This is a genomic window from Corynebacterium sp. HMSC055D05 (assembly GCF_001810365.1).
Classification (GTDB): Bacteria; Actinomycetota; Actinomycetes; order Mycobacteriales; family Mycobacteriaceae; genus Corynebacterium; species Corynebacterium coyleae.
In genome coordinates this window covers 51,713-68,039 of sequence record NZ_KV801082.1, presented here as the reverse complement: position 1 = coordinate 68,039, position 16,327 = coordinate 51,713, and the positions used below count along the sequence as shown (strand labels likewise).

Below are 16,327 nucleotides of genomic sequence, written 5' to 3'. Positions count from 1 at the left end.
GGTCGCAAGCGCCGCCACAGCGCGGTAGGGCATACTCGCAATCCATGAGCAATACGCGCGATTTCGGAGAGCAACCCAACGATGAAACCTCGAGCTTTCCGCACCAGACAACTGAAAACTACGACCAGGCACCGTATGTGCCAAGCGGTGGCGTGTACACGGTTCCGCCGCAATCCCAGGCTCCAAAGCGTCGCGCAGGCGTAGGAACCGCCTTTGCGGTTGCGTTGGTGACAGCCCTTGCAGCCGGTGGTGGTGCGGGTTACGTTGCGGGGTCGGCGGGATCGTCGCAAAGCGCAGATGCTCCGAGTGGAGAGCAGGCGCAAGAAAACGCCCTGGAGAATCCCTCTGTGTCGAATGCCGCGGAGGCACCAGATGGATCGGTAGAGAAGGTGGCGGCGCAGGTGCTGCCGTCGGTGGTGTCCATTGAGGTGGCCACGCGCTCTGGTGGGGCGGAGGGATCCGGCTCCATCATTTCCTCTGATGGGTATGTGCTGACCAACCACCATGTGATTGCCGCAGGTGCGCAGCCGGGGACCGAAATTCAAGTCACACTCAACGATGGTTCTCGCCACCGCGCGCAGTATGTTGCCTCCGATGTGAACACCGACATTGGCGTGCTCAAGATCGAGGGCGTAGACAACTTGCCGGTGGTGCAGTTCGGCAATTCTAATGACCTGCGTGTGGGCCAGCAGGTCGTGGCGGTCGGCTCGCCGTTGGGTCTGTCTGCGACGGTAACCTCAGGTATCGTCTCTGCGCTCAACCGACCGGTGCGCGCGAGCCAGGGTGGCGGCGAGAGCTCGCTGATGGACGGCATCCAGACGGATGCGGCGATCAACCCCGGTAACTCGGGCGGCCCGTTGGTGGATATGAACGGCAACCTGATCGGTATGAACTCGGCGATTGCGTCGCTGTCCCAGAGCAGCTTTGGCGGAGAGAGCTCCGGCGGTTCGATCGGTCTTGGGTTCTCCATTCCGTCGAACTTTGCCAAGCGAGTGGCGGACCAGCTGATCCGTAATGGTGAGGCGGCGCAACCGATGCTGGGTGTGCAGGTCAGCATCGCCCAGGCCATCACTGGCGGCGCTGTGGTTGCTGCGGTGGAGCCGGGCAGCCCCGCGGAGCAGGCGGGCCTGAAACGGGGAGATGTGATCACGCGGTTGAATGACCGACTTATAGATTCAGCCGACGCGTTGATTGCCGCTACCCGTTCACAGGACTTTGGCCAGACAGTGACGCTGCAAGTGGAGCGTCAAGGAGAAGGTGAGCCGATTCCGGTAGAGGTGACCCTCAGCACAGGGTAAGTTCTTTAGAGACTTGCAATATTTTCTCACCGCGCTGACGGACGGGAGCCCGTTTTACGATGACTGAACTGTATGACTCGGTTGATCTTGCTGATCTGGACATGAATGAGCCGGACGATGCAACCCTTCGTGCCTCTGAGCTGGAGCAGGCTGCGCCGGAATCGCCGCGTGCCATTGTTGTGTTGGTGGGGGATCGTCGATACGACGCCCCCGGCGATAACACCGACAAGATGGTGGTGGAGCTCCTTAGCGAGTTCAATTACCGGGTTGACGGTGTGGTGCGGGTGAAGTCGAAGAAGTCCGATATCCGCAAGGCGATTGAGACCGGTGTCGTCGGTGGTGTGGACTTGGTGCTCACGCTCGGTGGTACGGGTGTTGGTCCGCGCGATAAGACGCCGGAGGCGACGCGCGGCATCATCGATAAGGTGGTGCCGGGGGTGAGCCAGGCGATTCGGGCGTCGGGGCAGGCGTGTGGCGCGGTTGATGCGTGCACCTCCCGCGGCATTTGCGGTGTATCCGGCTCTACGGTGGTGGTGAACTTGGCGTCGAGCCGTCAGGCGATTCGCGATGGCGTATCGACGATTGCCCCGCTGGTCACCCACCTCATCGGCGAACTCAACCAGTACTCGGTGTAGATAGCGCGCGGTGACAGTGCAGATGGAACGCAAGAGAAGAAGAGTCGTGCGTCGTGCGGATGTGGATTACGACCGCACGGCGGATAAGGCGCCGTCGCAACAACGCAAAAGCCCGGCGTTCGACGGCGAGCGCGAAGTGCTACTCGATGACGAAGAGCCGGGCTTGACTGGCCGCGCCTTCTACGAAGAGCAGCGGCCGCCGCATCACGGGGATTAGTTCAGCGGCTTCTGGGTGGAGTTCGGGTTCTGGTTGGACAGCAGGTCGCGGATTTCCGCGAGCAGCTCGGTCTCGGTCGGAGCCGGCTCCTCTGGGTCGACGCCCTTGTGACGCTTCTGTGCCTCGTCGAGCTTGTTCATCGGCATGACCAGCAGGAAGTAGATCACTGCAGCGATGAGCAGGAAGTTGATGATTGCGGTGATCAGTGCACCGAAGTCAACGAAGGTAGCCTCGTTGCCCTCACGGACGAAGAAGCCGAGGCCGGAGTAGTCCACGCCGCCGAGGGCTGCGAGGAACGGGTTGATGATGGAATCGGAAAATGCGGTGACGACAGCGGTGAAAGCTGCACCAATCACAACGCCAACGGCAAGGTCAATGACGTTGCCGCGCATGATGAAATCTTTAAAACCTTGAAGCATGTTAGGGAATACTAGGCGGTTGTATATGACGACTCAAAAGTAAGGTCAATGGGCCATCCAGCGAGGCTGCAGCAACGGCTTCTGCTTGAGACTGCCGAAATAGCACAAGAACTGTACCTTTCTCACCTGATGTGACCACGCGCCCGCCAGTTGCGACAGTGCGCGGCCCTTGTGCGATCACGTCCACCCGTGCACCGTGATGCAGCAGCGGAATGATGTCTGATTCCGCGACCGGAACTGGCACCAGAGAGAACTCTTCGCCGGGTGGTTCCTCCGCAACCAAGGTTGCGGTGAGATCCGGTCCGACAAGGCGTGTGGAGGTCACCACCTCACCAGCTGATGCCGCCGCGGCAAGAAGCTGGCCCTCCGCCAGCGCGAGATCAGACAGTGCCCCCTGCGGTACTGCGTCAGCTGGAAGTCGCCGCAGGGCTACGTCCTCGCCGGTGAGGGTCGTGCCGGGCGCAACCTCACGGGCAAAGACAACCACCGCTGGATCATCGCGTGACACACCGACGATGACGTGCAACGCCGCGGCGATGACAAGAACCACCGCAACGATGCGGCGAATGATGACAGACCGGCGGTATCCGGGCGTGCGCAACTGTGCGAACTGTGCGTGAAGGTCCATAGGTATCTGACGGACCCTGCACTACCCCGGTTCCCTCAGACCCTAAATAATCCGCTTGGGGTGATGATGTAGTCCACGGGTTGGTCGTGGTCGTCGCAAGGCACGGCGTCCACGATGTCCTCGTCGTAGACCACCGCCGCCACCGGTACGTCGAGTCCTGCAAGCGCACGGTCGTAATAGCCTTTGCCTTTACCCAGGCGCATCCCGCCTCGGTCCACCGCGAGTGCCGGCGCGACGATCAACCCGCACGAGCGCAGCACCCGGGAGGTGAATCTCGCGCCGGTGGGCTCGACGACTCCGAGTGCACCGGTTGCACCGGCGTCGTCGGCTGCGGCTGGGGACCACGCCAGCTCGCCGCTGCTGAGCGAGATTGGCAAGAACACCGTGCGGGCGGGCCCGGTAAGACGTGTCGCGAAATCGGCTGGGCCCGGCTCAGTAGCCAACGGGTTGTAGGCCGCGATGTTGGTCCCCACCGCATTCGTCTCACGCAAACACGCCAGTGTGTGCGACACAATCGCGTCGTCAAGTGACTGCTTACGTGCAGTGTCTGCGGCTAATTCGCGCCGGGTGGAGAGGTGGGCTCGTCGTAAAGCATCTTTTGCATTGACGGCTGGTGTGGATTGGGACACGGAACTCCTTGGGTCGCTCACCGGGTTTACAGGGGCGTCAGGTTAAGCTCATGACTTATGCGGAATTCTACTGACCACACTGCTGCGGCCCCGGCTGCCACGGACGGCAACGCGTTTTCGCTGAAGACGGTTGTTGTTCCTGCTGCTGGTATGGGGACGCGTTTTTTGCCGGCGACGAAGACTGTGCCGAAGGAGTTGCTGCCGGTGGTGGACACTCCGGGCATTGAGTTGATCGCCCAGGAGGCTGCGGCCTGTGGTGCGCAGCGTTTGGCGGTGGTGGTGGCGCCGAATAAGGAAGAGATCATGCGCCACTTCGGTGACTTTGCCGAGTTGCAGGATCTCATGGTCGCGCGCGGCAAGGAAGAGCAGGCTGAAAAGGTTGCTCGTGCTGGCGAGCTGATTCAGGCTGTTGCGGTTGAGCAGGATCAGCCCCTCGGCCTGGGTCATGCTGTGGGGTGTGCGGAGCAGGCGCTTGACGACGACGAAGATGCCGTGGCCGTCATGTTGCCGGATGATCTTGTGCTGCCGATGGGGGTGATGGACAAGATGGTCGAAGTGCGCAATCGCCTCGGTGGGTCTGTGCTGTGCGCGTTTAACGTCTCGCGTGAAGAGGTGTTTAACTACGGCGTGTTTGATGTTGAGGATGCGGGGGAGTCCTTTGATGGCATCGAGGTGTTGAAGGTGCGTGGCATGGTGGAAAAGCCTGCCGTGGAGGATGCGCCGTCGACGCTTGTGGCTACTGGCCGGTATTTGTTGGATCGTGGCATTTTTGATGCGCTGCGTCGTATTACCCCGGGTAAGGGCGGCGAGCTGCAGTTAACTGATGCCATTGAGTTGATGATCTCTGAAGGCCACCCGGTGCATGTGGTGGTTCATGAGGGCAAGCGCCATGACCTGGGCAACCCGGGTGGTTATATTCCGGCGAATGTGGACTTTGGTCTGCACGACGAAAAGTACGGGCCGGCGTTGTACACGGCGTTGAAGAAGATCATCACCGAATACGAAGCAGAACACCCCGAACTGACAAACTAAGGCGAAAGTAAGGCGGGTACATCCATGCGCAGCGTTGAGGAGCAGCTTGCAGCGGTGATTGATGCTGCCGTTGCGCCGGAGCCCATCCGCGTCGCACTCACTGATGCCCTCGGGCTGCGGTGCGCGGAGGAAATCGCCGCCACCCGCCAGGTTCCCGGTTTTGCACAGGCTGCCATCGACGGGTTTGCGGTTCGCGCCGTCGACGTCGGCGGTACCGCAGGTCTGCGCAGGCGACCAGCAGCTGGCGCCGAGGATGAGTCCGAAGCGGACGCCGAAGAGCAGAAGGCCCCGCGCCCGGCGCCCGATCGTGCGCTGCCGGTCGTCGGTGAGGTGCCCGCCGGATCTCAGAAGCCGCTGCGCCTCCAACCGCGCCAGGCGGTGCGTGTGGCCACGGGCGCACCACTGCCCACCCTGGCTGATGCTGTGTTGCCGCTGGAGTGGACCGACCGCGGCCGCAAGCGCGTGACTCCGCTGCGCCCCGTGCGCACCGGTGACTTTGTGCGCAAGGCCGGCGACGATATCCAGCCCGGCGACGTTGCTGTGCGCCAGGGCACCATCTTCGGTCCCGCGCAGGTGGGGCTGGCTGCTGCGGCCGGTCGCGACAAGGTGCTCGTTTACCCGCGCCCGCGAGTGACGGTGATGAGCTACGGTCTGGAACTCGTCGATTTGGAGCGCGATCCTGGTTTGGGTCAAGTCTTCGACATCGCTTCCTACGCTGTGGCTGCCGCTGCTGAAGAGGCTGGCGCTGAGGTGCAACGCGCGGGCATCATCAACGCGGAGCCGCGCCGCATGCGCGAGACCATCGCCGGTTACGTGGATAAGAGCGAGTGCATCATCATCACCGGCGCCGTCGGTGGCTCCGGTGCTGCGGCGATCCAGGAGATCCTGCGCGAGATGGGGCAGATCGACACCACCCGCGTTGCCATGCACCCTGGTTCCGTACAGGGCTTCGGCGTGCTGGGGGAGGAAAGGATCCCAGTGTTCCTCTTGCCGTCGAACCCGGTGAGCGCTCTGGTGATTACGGAGACCATCGTCCGGCCACTCATCCGCCGTACCCTCGGGGCGCCGACGATCACGCGTCAGACGGTGCGTGCGCGTTCGTTGCGTCCGATGGAGTCCATCGACGGTCGTCGGGGCTACATTCGCGCCCGCCTCATGCGAGACAGCGAGACCGGCGAGTACCTCGTGGAGCCGCTGAGCGTGCTCGACGCCGGCCCGACCCACTTGCTGGCTGGGTTTGCGGAGGCCAACGCCATGATCCACTTGCCAGAGGGTGCCACCCACGTGCGCCCGGGCGACGAGGTGGACGTCGAGTTCATCCGGCAGCGCAGCTAGCGTGTTTGCCATGTTTCGCCCGCCCACACCGGGCTGGCCAGAACTGACCCCTGCCGTCGGGCTGCCGGACGGTGCGCGTGTGCAGTTGCGTCCGCTGCGCGGTAGTGATGGGGCGGATTGGTGTGAGACGCGCGTCGTCGATAGGCAATGGCTCGCGCCTGTCGAGCCCACAGTGGACGGCACCTGGGAGGACGCCCACTCGCATGCAGCGTGGCGCAACTCGTGGCTCAACCTCAAACGCATGGCGCAGCAGGGCACGGTGGTGCCGATGGTCATCGAGGTCGACGGCGCGTTTGCCGGCCAAGTGACGTTGGGCAACATCCAGCACGGGATCGTCTCCGAATGCTGGATCGGCTACTGGGTGCATTCGCCATATATGGGGCGCGGGGTTGCGTCGGCGGCGTGTGCACTCGGCGTGGATCACGCCTTTGGGCGCGTGGGCCTGCACCGTGTGACGGCGACGTATCTGCCGGGCAATCCTGCCTCTGGCAAGGTGCTGCGCACCAACGGCTTTGTGGAGGAAGGCTATTTGCGACGCAACCTGCACATCGACGGGCAGTGGCGTGACCATCACTTCGTCGCCATCAATATCGACGACTATCCCACGACCGCGGTGCAACGGCTCCGCCGCGCGGGTCGGCTTGTCTAGGTTGTCTGGTTTTTGAATTCCTTTCCGCGACCACGGCGCGCCAACCCGCCGAGTGTCGGTTGTGCCGATACCGTGGCGTGAAGTGTCTATTGGGTGCATGTAGTTGCGGAAAGGTCTGTGATGGGCAGCTCGAGCTTATTGATCGTTTTGATCCTCATCGTGTGGGTGATCGTGCTCGCGCCGTTGGCGGTGGGGAATAACAAGCCGATTCGCCGCTCCGGTGAGGGCTACGAAGAGACGCGCGTGCTGCACAAAGGTGGCGACGCCCCCATGGCAACCCGCCGTCGCCCGAAGCTGACCCAGGCTGACATCCACCGCCACGACGACGCAGATGACGATTACGAGGTTGTCGAGGCTGTCGCCGAGGAGGAGCAGGTGCTTATCGACGACGCCCCGAACCTGCGCCTCTTCAAATCCGCACAGGCCGAAGACGCTGCCCAGGACGACAACACCGTCGATGGCGAAGTTATCGAGCACGTCGCCGACGAGGCTGACGCTGAATCCCAGGACGAGGCTGCACCCGCCGAGTCTGAGGAATCTGCCGAGACCGCTGAATCTGCTGAGACCGCCAGTGTTGTCGCCGCAGAGGCTGGCGGCTCGACCGCAATCTCCGTGCTCGTCCAGAACGAAGAGGGCGCTGAAGACACCGCTGAAGAAGCTGTCGAGGAAGATCGCTACGAGTTCGACGAGACGTACACCTCGCCGGCGGACCTGGGCTACGCCACCGCAGACACCGTCACAGACGCAGACACGGACACAGGCGCTGAGGCTGAGGTCGCTGAGGCTGATGGTGCGGAGGACGCAGAGGACAACCCGGACGCTGTCGAGGCCGTCGACGCGGAGGGCCCTGAGGATGCTGTGGACGCAGACACAGACGCTGAAGACGCGGCCGAAAACGATGTCGTCGACGAGGCAGACATCGCATTTGCGGCGTCGCGTCGTGGCCGCGGTGGCTACGACCCACAGCGCGAGCAGGCAGCCAAGGCCACGCGCCAACAGCGCCGCCAGCGCACGCTGCTCGGTCTGCTTACAGCGTGTGTGATCACGTTTGTGGCCGCGTTCGTCGCCGGTGGCTGGGTGTGGGCGCTCAACATCGTCGCGCTTGGCCTGACCGCGTGGTACATGATCGCACTGCGCCACACCGTGCTGCAGGAGCGCGCACTGCACCAGCGTCGCCTGCGTCAGTTGCGTCGCGCGCGCCTGGGTGTCGCTCTGGGTGATGAGGCCAACTCGCGCGAGCGCGTTGCTCGTCGCTACTCGGGCTCGGTGATCCTGGATCTTGACGACGACAGCCCCGACTTCGACGCACTGCCCGTTTCTCGCTTCACTCCGCCAGAAGACGACCACGACCGGGCCGACTACCGCGATATCCGCGACCGCTTCGCTGCACGCGCCAGCTAGTGCTTATAACCAGGCGATTTAACCACATCGGGTTGCAGGAGTAACGTGGCAATCGCCTTCAAGAGGCGCCCTTGAGGGGCTATAGCTCAGTTGGTAGAGCGTCGCGTTCGCAATGCGAAGGTCAGGGGTTCGATTCCCCTTAGCTCCACAATTCGATAAAACCCCTGGTCGTGATTGGCCAGGGGTTTTGCTGTATCTGCCCTGGTAGGTGCACTATTCCTTTGTTGCCACATGCCGTGGTATGAAGTCTCGTTCGACGCTGTACGGGCGCATTGGCCGAGATGATTACGGGTCAGAGCGCTGTGGCCCGCGCGTGAGGTGGGGTTGTCTGCTCACCAGCTTACCGCGACGCGCGGACATTTGGCACAGTCTTTTTGCCGCTTGCGTATGCTGCGTGCGCGCACGTGGCTATCCGCGGCTGTGATATCGACGGCTGCGCCGCATTCCGTGTCGCCAGGTAAGGCCCCCGCGCAGGTTTAGCCTTGGTACGAGACGCTGACCCTGGCAGCTGACGTCGAGACCGACGAGGGGCATGGAAGTCTCGACAGCCCATGCCTTTGGGTGCAGAAACTGTCTCGGTCGGCAAAGTCCAGAGGTATGTGCGGTGATGTGCGCCCTATTCCGCAGCACCTCCTGCGACGCGCAGGCGGCGCTGCTCATTTGCGGTGAAGGTCCGCTCAGCAAGTGACTCACCGGCGCCCCCTTGCAGGTGGACGACGACGTCGAGACCGAGCTCTTCGAGTTCTTCGACGTCCTCGCGGTACATGGCGACAGTACTGATCGTGCACTCATCAGCGTTGATGCGGGAAGCGTAAATTTGCTTTACTGATTCCAGGTTGGCGTGTTGGGCCGGCATGGCGAGCATGATCATGTCGATCTGGTGGCTGTCTTTGACGCGTTCCCAGAAGTCGACGTCCGTAGCGTCTCCTTCTACCACGTTGTAGCCACGTTCCTGCAGGTGGCGGACGCGAGCTGTGTCGTGCTCCACGCCAAGGACCCGCACACCGTAGACCTCAGTTAGCTCGGTGTAGCAGGCGATGCCGAGGCGGCCAACGCCCAGGACGAGTGCGTGGGCGTCGCCAAGCTCGATGGGGCGATCCCCCGGATGGATTTTGTGCGGCGGGCGTGTGGGTAAACGCTTGGCCAAGCGGGTGGTGCGCGAAACGCTCTGTGGGTTAAGAATTGCCGAGATGACGAAGCTGAGCGAGACGGCAAGCACCAGGGAAAGCATCCACCGTTGATTCAACCAGCCATCTTTGACACCAAGTGCGGCGATGATCAGGGCAAACTCTGAGTAATTGGAAAGCAAGAGCGCCGCAAGCACCGAGGTGCGGTTGCGTAGGCCCAGGCCCCAGAGGATTGCCCAGTAGGCGACGGCTTGCAAGGGCAGGAGTAGGAGAAGTAATCCAGCGTCGAGCATGTTTTGCCAGTTCGGCAGCCCGAGGAAGCCAATGTTGACGAAGAATCCGACAAGCAGCAGCTCTTTCAGTGTGAACAGTGAGTGGCTGAGTTGCTCAGCCCCCGAAGAACGGGAGAGCACGACGCCCATGATGAGGGCGCCGAGGCTGCCGGAAAGACCGACCCACTCAAAAAGGGCGTAGCCGGGCAGCAGAGCCATGACGATCCCGAAAAGCGCCCCCAATTCGCCGTGGCCAAGCTTGTACCAGCGACGCGTGATCAAAGCGAGCAGCGGCACGATAACGACGAGCCCCAGGGCCGCCAAGCGCGGTGGTTCGCCGCGCAGGATGCTCATGAAGGCGACGGCGAGAATGTCCTGCATAATCAGCACGCCCACGCAGATATTGCCGTAGAGCGCCTGCTCATCGCCGCGGTCCTGCAAGATTTTGATCACGACGATGGTGCTAGAAAAGCTCAAGACCAGGGCGACGTTGACGGCAATCGAGAAGGACGCGGGACCGAAAGCGCCGAGCGCGCCGAGTGCGGTGATGAATCCCGCGCCAACAATCGTCATGACCAAGGCGTGGGCTCCGGCGGTGAGCCACACGGCCTTATCCGTCAATGCGCGCAAATCCAGGCGCAGGCCAATGGCGAAGAGCATGAGGGTGACGCCGATGTCGGCGAAGAGATCGAGAGCCTCGACGTGCGCGACGCCGCTGGCGTTGAGGATGAACCCGGCCGCCAGAAACCCGATAAGTGGTGGGAGGCGGACAGCCCATGCGATCAGCCCGCAGCCAAACACGACAGCAAGGTAGGTCAACAGCAGTTCCATACAGAGCAGTCTGCCTTATGTAGGGTTAAGCGACAAAATGTGTGCTTTTGAAACGTCCTGGGTTTGGTTCCGCTTCTTTTACGGCCCTGTGTTGATGGGCTCGGTGAGATAGTACTCGGTTTCTACTTCTTGTGGGGTGGCGTAGTCCAACGCCTCGTGAAGACGTTTGGTGTTCCACCAGTGCACCCACCGCAGGGTGGCTAGCTCGACTTCTCCTACTGATGTCCACGGGCCTTGAGGATGGATAGGTTCAGCCTTGTAGCGACCGTTAACTGTCTCGGCCGGCGCGTTGTCATAGGAATCTCCGACTGTGCCGACACTCGGCCGGATCTCGGCTTCGGCCAGTGCGGTGGAGTATTTCAGTGACACGTACTGACTTCCCCGGTCACTGTGGTGTATCAGCTGGTCGCCGTGGATTCGCCCTGCAGTCGTTAACGCATGTTCCAGTGCCTCCATCGGCAGCGCATCAGTGCGCATCGTAGATCGGGTGGCAACACCGACTATTTTGCGGCTGTAGACGTCAATGACAAACGCGGTGTAGGCGAATCCTGACAGGGTGCGAACATAGGTAATGTCGGCGACCCAAAGTCGCCCAGGTGCTGTGGCCCGGAAGTTTCGCTGCACAAGATCCGGACGATGATCCGGCACCTTAGGGCTGATCGTGGTCACCGGGGTGCGTCCACGTCGTCGACCAGACACACCTGCAAGTTTCATCAGGCGTGCGGTCTTGTCGCGGCCGATATGAAAGCCCTCACGGTTCATGGCGTGCCACATCTTGCGGATGCCGTAGACCGAGAAGTTTTCCGCATGGACGCGCTGAATCTCTGGGATAAGCAGGCTATCGCTTAAGGCCCTCGCACTCGGGGCGCGGGTGGTGGCTTTACGGTAGCCGCGGGAGGTGATGAATCCACGGTCTGCTTGTTTCAGAACACGGCAGATGGCCTCGACCCCAAATTGCTCCTTGTACTCGTCGATGTAGGAGATCATCTGGTCGTGGGTCGGTCGAGTTCCGCCGCGAAAAAAGCCGAGGCAGTCTTGAGGATTCCGTTGGCTCGTTTCAGCTCGCGGTTTTCCCGGCGTAGCCGTTTGAGCTCTTCTTCCATGGTTTCGCCACCTGTTGGTGCCGTCTGCTCATGGGCGACGCTGTCACGGTACCAGGCGCGTAACGTGTGGTGGGACACGCCAAGGAGCTCTCCGACTTCCTCGTACGCGCGTTGCCGTGAGCAGGACTCCAGACGGACCATCTCTAGGACTTGATGGATCGCCTTCTCCTTGAATTCGGCGGAATACTTTCTGGACATAGTGCCAATCCTTCCTTAGCAGAGGTAGGAACTAAACCCAGGACGCTTCAATCGCCGCCGGCCTGCTCACGTTCGTGTGGGAGACCGCCTGGTTCGACATCGTTGTCGGCGCGATCATCGCCGCCATCAACCTCTCGGCTGCCAAGGAAGTTTGGGAGGCCTCCCGCGAGGAGCACGACTCCGTCGAGGACGCCTTCGCGGACATGGACGACGATTAAACGCCGCCTAAACGCCGCCTAGACGCCGCTTAGACCCACACCCCGGATGCGCCGCGGCGCCACGTGCCCACCAGGTTGGTGTCGATGATGCCGGTGGATTCCATCAGTGCGTACATGGTCACCGGCCCGACGAAGGTGAACCCCCGCTTCTTCAAATCCTTGGCTAACTGTGCAGACTCGTCGGATTGTGTCGGGACTTCCGCCATCGTGCGCGGGGCAGGGGTTGTTTCCGGCTTGTAGGACCAGATGAACTCGCCCAGGTGCGTGCCCTCCTCGCGCAGGGCAAGTGTTGCCTTGGCGTTGGTCACGGCGGCTTGGAGTTTGCGGCGGTTGCGGATCAAGGTGTCGTCGTCAAGCAAATGCTCAATGCTCATGCCCGCGACCACCTCCGGGTCGAAGTTTGCGAAGGCGTCGCGGAACGCATCGCGCTTTTGCAGGATCAACCGCCACGACAAGCCCACCTGGAAGCCCTCGAGGCAGACGCGTTCAAACATGCCCCGCTCGTCGCGTACGGGGTCGCCCCATTCGGAGTCGTAGTACTCGCGCAGTAGGGGATCGGTTGCGGCCCACGGCGGGCGGGCACGGCCGTCTTCGCCGACGACGGGCCATCCTGCGGTGTCTGGAAGTTGGTCAGTTTCGTTCATCTTGTTTTCACTCATAACTATTGGACTCGTTTCTACCCCGTTCGGTTCCACGGGTACGCTCGTTGGCATGAATAGGCCTGCCGTACGTGACTTTGCGCTGCTCCTTTTGCGTCTTGTCCTCGGCACCGTATTTGTCGCCCGCGGGTTTCAACACTGGTTTGACACCGGCATGGCGCAAACCGGGCGCGATTTCGCGGCACTCGGGGTGCCGCAGCCACAACTGTCCGCATACCTGACTGGTACCGCTGAACTTATCGGTGGGGCGTTTTTGGCAGTGGGGCTGCTCACCACAATCGTCGCGTCGGTGCTGGCGCTGCTCGTGCTTGCTGCGGGGTATTTCGTGCACCTGGATAACGGGTTCTTCGTGGAAAACGCTGGGATCGAGTACCCGCTGGTGCTAGCTGCGGCGTTGTTTATCATCATCGTGTTCGGCACCGGTCGTGCGAGTTTGGATGGGGTGTTAACGCGTGCTTAGCCACGAGGAAGTTCAGGCAGCGCTGTCTGCGCGTATCGACGGCGAACCGGCCGGTCTCGACGACGCCGTCGTCGACGCACACCTGGCGAGCTGTGATGAGTGCCAGGCCTTCCTCGACCAGGCCCTGGTGCTCTCCCATGAGTTCGTGCCGCAGGAGCGTCCCGCGATGGCCCCGCCGCAGGATCTGTCAGAGGTGATCCTGGCGAGCGTGGACGACGAGTGGCGCAAGCTCTCGCAACGGCGCGCTTTCGGCCTTGCCATCGGGCGCACTCTGCTTTTCGCCATGGCGGTGGCGTGGGTGCTGTGGGCCATCAGCCTCATCGTTGCCGGTGGGGAAGAACCGGTGGTGGCGTCTAGCGCGTCTGTACGCCTTGGTGTGGCGCTCGCGCTGGCGTTTACGGCGTGGAAGCCGCGTCAGATCCCGGGCGTGCTGCTGATCGTGGGGTCGATGTTCACCTTCACGGTCGGCTTCGCGGTGCGCGACGCGGTCCTTGGCGCGGGTGAGTTTGAACCTGCCGCGGTATTCATCCCGTTTGTCAGCGTGATCGCGCTGGTGTGGACGTGGTTCGCGGATCGCGGCGGGGAAGTGCGCCGAGCGTGGCGCATTCTCGGTGCCAACCCGTTGTAGTTATTTCCAGCTGGTTATTTCCAGCTCGGCAGCCACATGAGGGATTCGTAGTAGGAATCCGGGATGCGCAGGCCGTAGAAAATCGGTGACCAGTAGAAGAAGCTTGCCGCGACCAAGGCGATGTAGACCACGGCAGCGAGTTGGCCCCAGCGCATCTCAAAGCCTGCGACCTTGTTGACCCAACTCCACGTCACGGGTCCGCCTTTCTTCGCAAGGTTGCCCACCGCCAGTGCAAGCAGCACCGCCGTAAACGGCACGAGAGCAGTGGCGTAGAAGAAGTACATCTGGCGGTCGAATGCAGCCAGCCACGGGAGGAAACCGGCGGCGAAGGCGATCACCGGAACGATGACGCGGAAGTCCTTGCGGGTCAGCCAGACCCAGCACGCCCAGAGCAGGACTGGCACGGTGAGCCACCAGATGGCAGGGGTGCCGAACATGTAAATCATCTCGCGGCAGGTGCCATCGCCCGGGGCGACCTTGCACTCCAAGTCAGTGGCGGAGTAGTAGAGGATCGGGCGCGCAGAGACGAGCCATGCCCACGGCTTGGAATCCCACGGGTGAGAGTGCCCACTCGAGGAGGTCAGGGATGCGTGGAAGTTCAGGACAGAGAAGTGGTAGTACAGCCAACCTGCGACGGAATCGGGCAGGTTTGTCAGCCAGGGCCAGTCGGAGCCGGCGATGGTGCCGTCTGCAAGCGAGTGGCGGTACACAGAGGTTTCAGAGGCGAACCAGGCGCGCCAGGACCAGATGTAGAGCAGTGCCGGGATGAGCACGATCGAGGCGAGTGCGGCTGGGACGTCGCGAAGCAAGGTGCCAGCGACCGGCTTTTCCACGCCGTAGCGGCGGCGCAGGTAGAGGTCCCAGAACGACGACAGCAGGCCGAAGAACATGATGTAGTACAGGCCTGACCACTTCACCGACAGCGCAAGACCAAGGGCGACACCGGTGGCGAAGCGCCACCAGCGGAAGCCCATCCGTGGGCCGAACGGGCCGGTGCCGTCCAACTTGCCGGCCAGCCAGGCATCGTGCCAGCGGTGGTGCACCTCGCGCATGTCGCCGGCGAGCGTCCAGGCGGCAATGACGATAAACAGGACCTGGAAGATATCCAGCATGCCGAATTTGGCTGCGACGAGCAGGACGCCGTCGAAAAGCGCGATGATGCCCGCGACCACACCGATAGAGGTGGACTGGCTCACGCGGCGCGCGATGAGGAACACGAACACGATCACCGCGGTGCCAAACAGTGCGGTGATGATGCGCCAACCCAAAGGCGTGTAGCCGAAGATGGTTTCGCCCATCGCTAGCAATTGTTTGCCCAGCGGCGGGTGCACGACCAGGCCGTAGCCCGGGTTCGACTCAATGCCGCCGAGTACCGGGTTGAAGGAGCTGCGCACCATGTCCCAACCCTGCGGTACGTAGTGCTTCTCGTCGAAGACCGGGGTGCCGGAACTGGTCGGCTGGGTCAGCCCCAGGAACCTGGTAAACAGCGCGAGGACACCGATCACGCTGGCGGCGATGGTGTCGCGGCGTGTCCACGGCACCGATACGGGTGCCGTGGGGGCCGGTCGGCTCGGGCGGACTTTGCGCGCCGCGCCTGGTTCGTCTGACGCCGGGGTGGCGTTGGAAGTGCTCGCGATAGTGGTCACGGACGAAGATACTAGCGCCTGACGCGTATGCTTCAGGCTTATGTCCGCCGAGCATGATCGTGAAACCCAGTTCCCAGCTACCGGAGTGGTGCTCGCCGCCACACCGCTGGGCAACATCGGGGACGCCTCTCCACGGCTCGTGCAGGCCCTTGGTCGGGCCGATATCGTCGCTGCGGAGGACACGCGTCGCACCCGCGCGCTGGCTGCGGCACTCGGTGTGGAGATCACCGGGCGTGTGGTGTCCAACTTCGACCACAACGAGGACGCGCGTTCGCGTGAGCTTCTCGACGCCGCCCGCACCGGTACCGTCCTCGTCGTCACGGATGCCGGCATGCCGATTGTTTCCGACCCAGGGCATTCGATCGTCGCCGCCGCCCACGACGCCGGCATCCCCGTGACCTGTATCCCGGGCCCGTCTGCGGTAACCACGGCACTCGCGCTGTCCGGGCTCAACGTCGGCCACTTCATCTTCGACGGCTTCGTGCCCCGCAAAGCTGGTGCGCGCCGGGCCTGGCTGGAAACTCTTGTCGACGAGCGCCGCGCCGTCTGCTGTTTCGAATCCCCGCACCGCATCGCGCAGTTGCTTGACGACGCCGCCGACGTCCTCGGCGGTACACGCCGCGCCGCGGTGTGCAGGGAGCTGACCAAAACCTACGAAGAGGTCAAGCGCGGCACCCTAGCGGAACTTGCCGAGTGGGCCGCGGACGGCGTGCGCGGGGAGATCACGCTTGTGATCGAAGGCGGGGAGCCGAAGCAGCCGGAAGCGGAAGATTTGGTGGGGAAGGTGCTTGAGCTCGTCGAAAAGGGCGAGCGTATGAAGGACGCTGCGAAACAGGTCGCCAAAGCGCACGGCGTGAAAGTAGGGGACCTGTATGATGCTGCGCTCGCTGCGCGCGGTTGAGTAAGTTCTCGCGACAACTCGGTTAGCACAAAGGTGTTATT

18 protein-coding genes and 1 tRNA gene are annotated in these 16,327 nt (G+C 62.5%); 12 read left to right on the top strand and 7 right to left on the bottom strand.

Annotated elements, in window-relative coordinates:
* Positions 1-44 precede the first annotated feature (44 nt).
* The 3 genes from HMPREF2734_RS10800 to HMPREF2734_RS10790 are packed head-to-tail and all read left to right on the top strand — an operon-like array spanning position 45 to position 2,150.
* On the top strand, positions 45-1,298 hold the full coding sequence (locus tag HMPREF2734_RS10800) for a S1C family serine protease (RefSeq protein WP_083284829.1): 1,254 nt from the start codon (positions 45-47) through the stop codon (positions 1,296-1,298).
* Between the two features lie 59 nt (positions 1,299-1,357).
* Positions 1,358-1,933, top strand: coding sequence for a MogA/MoaB family molybdenum cofactor biosynthesis protein (locus HMPREF2734_RS10795; RefSeq protein WP_070421423.1), 576 nt, complete (start codon positions 1,358-1,360; stop codon positions 1,931-1,933).
* 10 nt (positions 1,934-1,943) lie between these two features.
* Positions 1,944-2,150, top strand: a complete 207-nt coding sequence (locus tag HMPREF2734_RS10790) for a hypothetical protein (protein ID WP_224212929.1) — start codon at positions 1,944-1,946, stop codon at positions 2,148-2,150.
* Here HMPREF2734_RS10790 and mscL read toward each other — a convergent pair.
* The 3 genes from mscL to HMPREF2734_RS10775 are packed head-to-tail and all read right to left on the bottom strand — an operon-like array spanning position 2,147 to position 3,826.
* Positions 2,147-2,569 carry a large conductance mechanosensitive channel protein MscL gene (gene mscL, locus HMPREF2734_RS10785; protein ID WP_070421421.1) on the bottom strand — a complete coding sequence of 141 codons (423 nt, stop codon included), beginning with the start codon at positions 2,567-2,569 and terminating at the stop codon, positions 2,147-2,149. The two genes, HMPREF2734_RS10790 and mscL, sit on opposite strands and share 4 nt — an antisense overlap.
* Position 2,570: 1 nt before the next feature.
* Positions 2,571-3,197 (bottom strand): SAF domain-containing protein, encoded by a 627-nt coding sequence (locus tag HMPREF2734_RS10780; RefSeq protein ID WP_070570938.1) that lies wholly within the window; start codon positions 3,195-3,197, stop codon positions 2,571-2,573.
* A 35-nt stretch (positions 3,198-3,232) separates the two neighbouring features.
* Complete coding sequence (locus HMPREF2734_RS10775) at positions 3,233-3,826, bottom strand: 5-formyltetrahydrofolate cyclo-ligase (protein WP_070570936.1); 594 nt, start codon at positions 3,824-3,826, stop codon at positions 3,233-3,235.
* Positions 3,827-3,883: 57 nt separating this feature from the next.
* On the opposite strand from HMPREF2734_RS10775, the gene HMPREF2734_RS10770 reads away from it, so the two are divergent.
* From HMPREF2734_RS10770 to HMPREF2734_RS10750, 5 genes are all read left to right on the top strand, one after another.
* Positions 3,884-4,858 (top strand): UTP--glucose-1-phosphate uridylyltransferase, encoded by a 975-nt coding sequence (locus HMPREF2734_RS10770; protein ID WP_070421418.1) that lies wholly within the window; start codon positions 3,884-3,886, stop codon positions 4,856-4,858.
* A 24-nt stretch (positions 4,859-4,882) separates the two neighbouring features.
* Positions 4,883-6,193 (top strand): molybdotransferase-like divisome protein Glp, encoded by a 1,311-nt coding sequence (gene glp, locus HMPREF2734_RS10765; protein WP_070570934.1) that lies wholly within the window; start codon positions 4,883-4,885, stop codon positions 6,191-6,193.
* Between the two features lie 10 nt (positions 6,194-6,203).
* Positions 6,204-6,842 carry a GNAT family N-acetyltransferase gene (locus HMPREF2734_RS10760; protein WP_070421481.1) on the top strand — a complete coding sequence of 213 codons (639 nt, stop codon included), beginning with the start codon at positions 6,204-6,206 and terminating at the stop codon, positions 6,840-6,842.
* Between the two features lie 138 nt (positions 6,843-6,980).
* Positions 6,981-8,243: a divisome protein SepX/GlpR gene (glpR, locus tag HMPREF2734_RS10755; RefSeq protein ID WP_141750484.1), complete on the top strand. Its 1,263-nt coding sequence runs from the start codon at positions 6,981-6,983 to the stop codon at positions 8,241-8,243.
* Positions 8,244-8,318: 75 nt separating this feature from the next.
* A tRNA-Ala gene (locus HMPREF2734_RS10750) sits at positions 8,319-8,391 on the top strand.
* Between the two features lie 468 nt (positions 8,392-8,859).
* Here the strand turns inward: HMPREF2734_RS10750 and HMPREF2734_RS10745 are convergent.
* Both HMPREF2734_RS10745 and HMPREF2734_RS10740 read right to left on the bottom strand, forming a co-directional pair.
* Entirely contained in the window at positions 8,860-10,473 is a 1,614-nt protein-coding gene (locus HMPREF2734_RS10745; protein ID WP_042407927.1) for a cation:proton antiporter family protein, read from the bottom strand.
* Between the two features lie 78 nt (positions 10,474-10,551).
* Positions 10,552-11,774, bottom strand: a protein-coding gene (locus HMPREF2734_RS10740) for an IS3 family transposase (RefSeq protein WP_141750483.1) whose coding sequence is annotated in 2 segments (ribosomal slippage) — positions 10,552-11,498 and positions 11,498-11,774 — 1,224 coding nt in all. Because the reading frame shifts where the segments join, the coding sequence is not laid out codon by codon here.
* 74 nt (positions 11,775-11,848) lie between these two features.
* On the opposite strand from HMPREF2734_RS10740, the gene HMPREF2734_RS11655 reads away from it, so the two are divergent.
* Entirely contained in the window at positions 11,849-11,992 is a 144-nt protein-coding gene (locus HMPREF2734_RS11655; protein ID WP_210384760.1) for a hypothetical protein, read from the top strand.
* Positions 11,993-12,021: 29 nt separating this feature from the next.
* Here HMPREF2734_RS11655 and HMPREF2734_RS10730 read toward each other — a convergent pair whose 3' ends face one another.
* Positions 12,022-12,651 (bottom strand): DNA-3-methyladenine glycosylase I, encoded by a 630-nt coding sequence (locus HMPREF2734_RS10730; protein ID WP_246816827.1) that lies wholly within the window; start codon positions 12,649-12,651, stop codon positions 12,022-12,024.
* A gap of 52 nt (positions 12,652-12,703) precedes the next feature.
* Between HMPREF2734_RS10730 and HMPREF2734_RS10725 the strand changes: the two genes are divergently transcribed.
* Complete coding sequence (locus HMPREF2734_RS10725) at positions 12,704-13,111, top strand: DoxX family protein (RefSeq protein ID WP_070483670.1); 408 nt, start codon at positions 12,704-12,706, stop codon at positions 13,109-13,111.
* Complete coding sequence (locus HMPREF2734_RS10720) at positions 13,104-13,739, top strand: zf-HC2 domain-containing protein (protein ID WP_070483668.1); 636 nt, start codon at positions 13,104-13,106, stop codon at positions 13,737-13,739. Before HMPREF2734_RS10725 ends, HMPREF2734_RS10720 begins: the two co-directional genes overlap by 8 nt.
* A 14-nt stretch (positions 13,740-13,753) precedes the next feature.
* Here the strand turns inward: HMPREF2734_RS10720 and HMPREF2734_RS10715 are convergent, their stop codons facing one another.
* A complete protein-coding gene (locus HMPREF2734_RS10715; RefSeq protein WP_371326165.1) occupies positions 13,754-15,385 on the bottom strand; it encodes a dolichyl-phosphate-mannose--protein mannosyltransferase in 1,632 nt (543 codons plus the stop codon).
* 40 nt (positions 15,386-15,425) lie between these two features.
* On the opposite strand from HMPREF2734_RS10715, the gene rsmI reads away from it, so the two are divergent.
* A complete protein-coding gene (gene rsmI, locus HMPREF2734_RS10710) occupies positions 15,426-16,286 on the top strand; it encodes a 16S rRNA (cytidine(1402)-2'-O)-methyltransferase (protein ID WP_070570927.1) in 861 nt (286 codons plus the stop codon).
* Positions 16,287-16,327 lie beyond the last annotated feature (41 nt).

Bases quoted from the DNA above. Each gene is read 5' to 3' on its own strand.
- HMPREF2734_RS10800 (WP_083284829.1), top strand. From the start codon at position 45: ATGAGCAATACGCGCGATTTCGGAGAGCAACCCAACGATGAAACCTCG.
- HMPREF2734_RS10795 (WP_070421423.1), top strand. From the start codon at position 1,358: ATGACTGAACTGTATGACTCGGTTGATCTTGCTGATCTGGACATGAAT.
- mscL (WP_070421421.1), bottom strand. From the start codon at position 2,569: ATGCTTCAAGGTTTTAAAGATTTCATCATGCGCGGCAACGTCATTGAC.
- HMPREF2734_RS10780 (WP_070570938.1), bottom strand. From the start codon at position 3,197: ATGGACCTTCACGCACAGTTCGCACAGTTGCGCACGCCCGGATACCGC.
- HMPREF2734_RS10770 (WP_070421418.1), top strand. From the start codon at position 3,884: ATGCGGAATTCTACTGACCACACTGCTGCGGCCCCGGCTGCCACGGAC.
- glp (WP_070570934.1), top strand. From the start codon at position 4,883: ATGCGCAGCGTTGAGGAGCAGCTTGCAGCGGTGATTGATGCTGCCGTT.
- HMPREF2734_RS10760 (WP_070421481.1), top strand. From the start codon at position 6,204: ATGTTTCGCCCGCCCACACCGGGCTGGCCAGAACTGACCCCTGCCGTC.
- HMPREF2734_RS10745 (WP_042407927.1), bottom strand. From the start codon at position 10,473: ATGGAACTGCTGTTGACCTACCTTGCTGTCGTGTTTGGCTGCGGGCTG.
- HMPREF2734_RS10730 (WP_246816827.1), bottom strand. From the start codon at position 12,651: ATGAGTGAAAACAAGATGAACGAAACTGACCAACTTCCAGACACCGCA.
- HMPREF2734_RS10725 (WP_070483670.1), top strand. From the start codon at position 12,704: ATGAATAGGCCTGCCGTACGTGACTTTGCGCTGCTCCTTTTGCGTCTT.
- rsmI (WP_070570927.1), top strand. From the start codon at position 15,426: ATGTCCGCCGAGCATGATCGTGAAACCCAGTTCCCAGCTACCGGAGTG.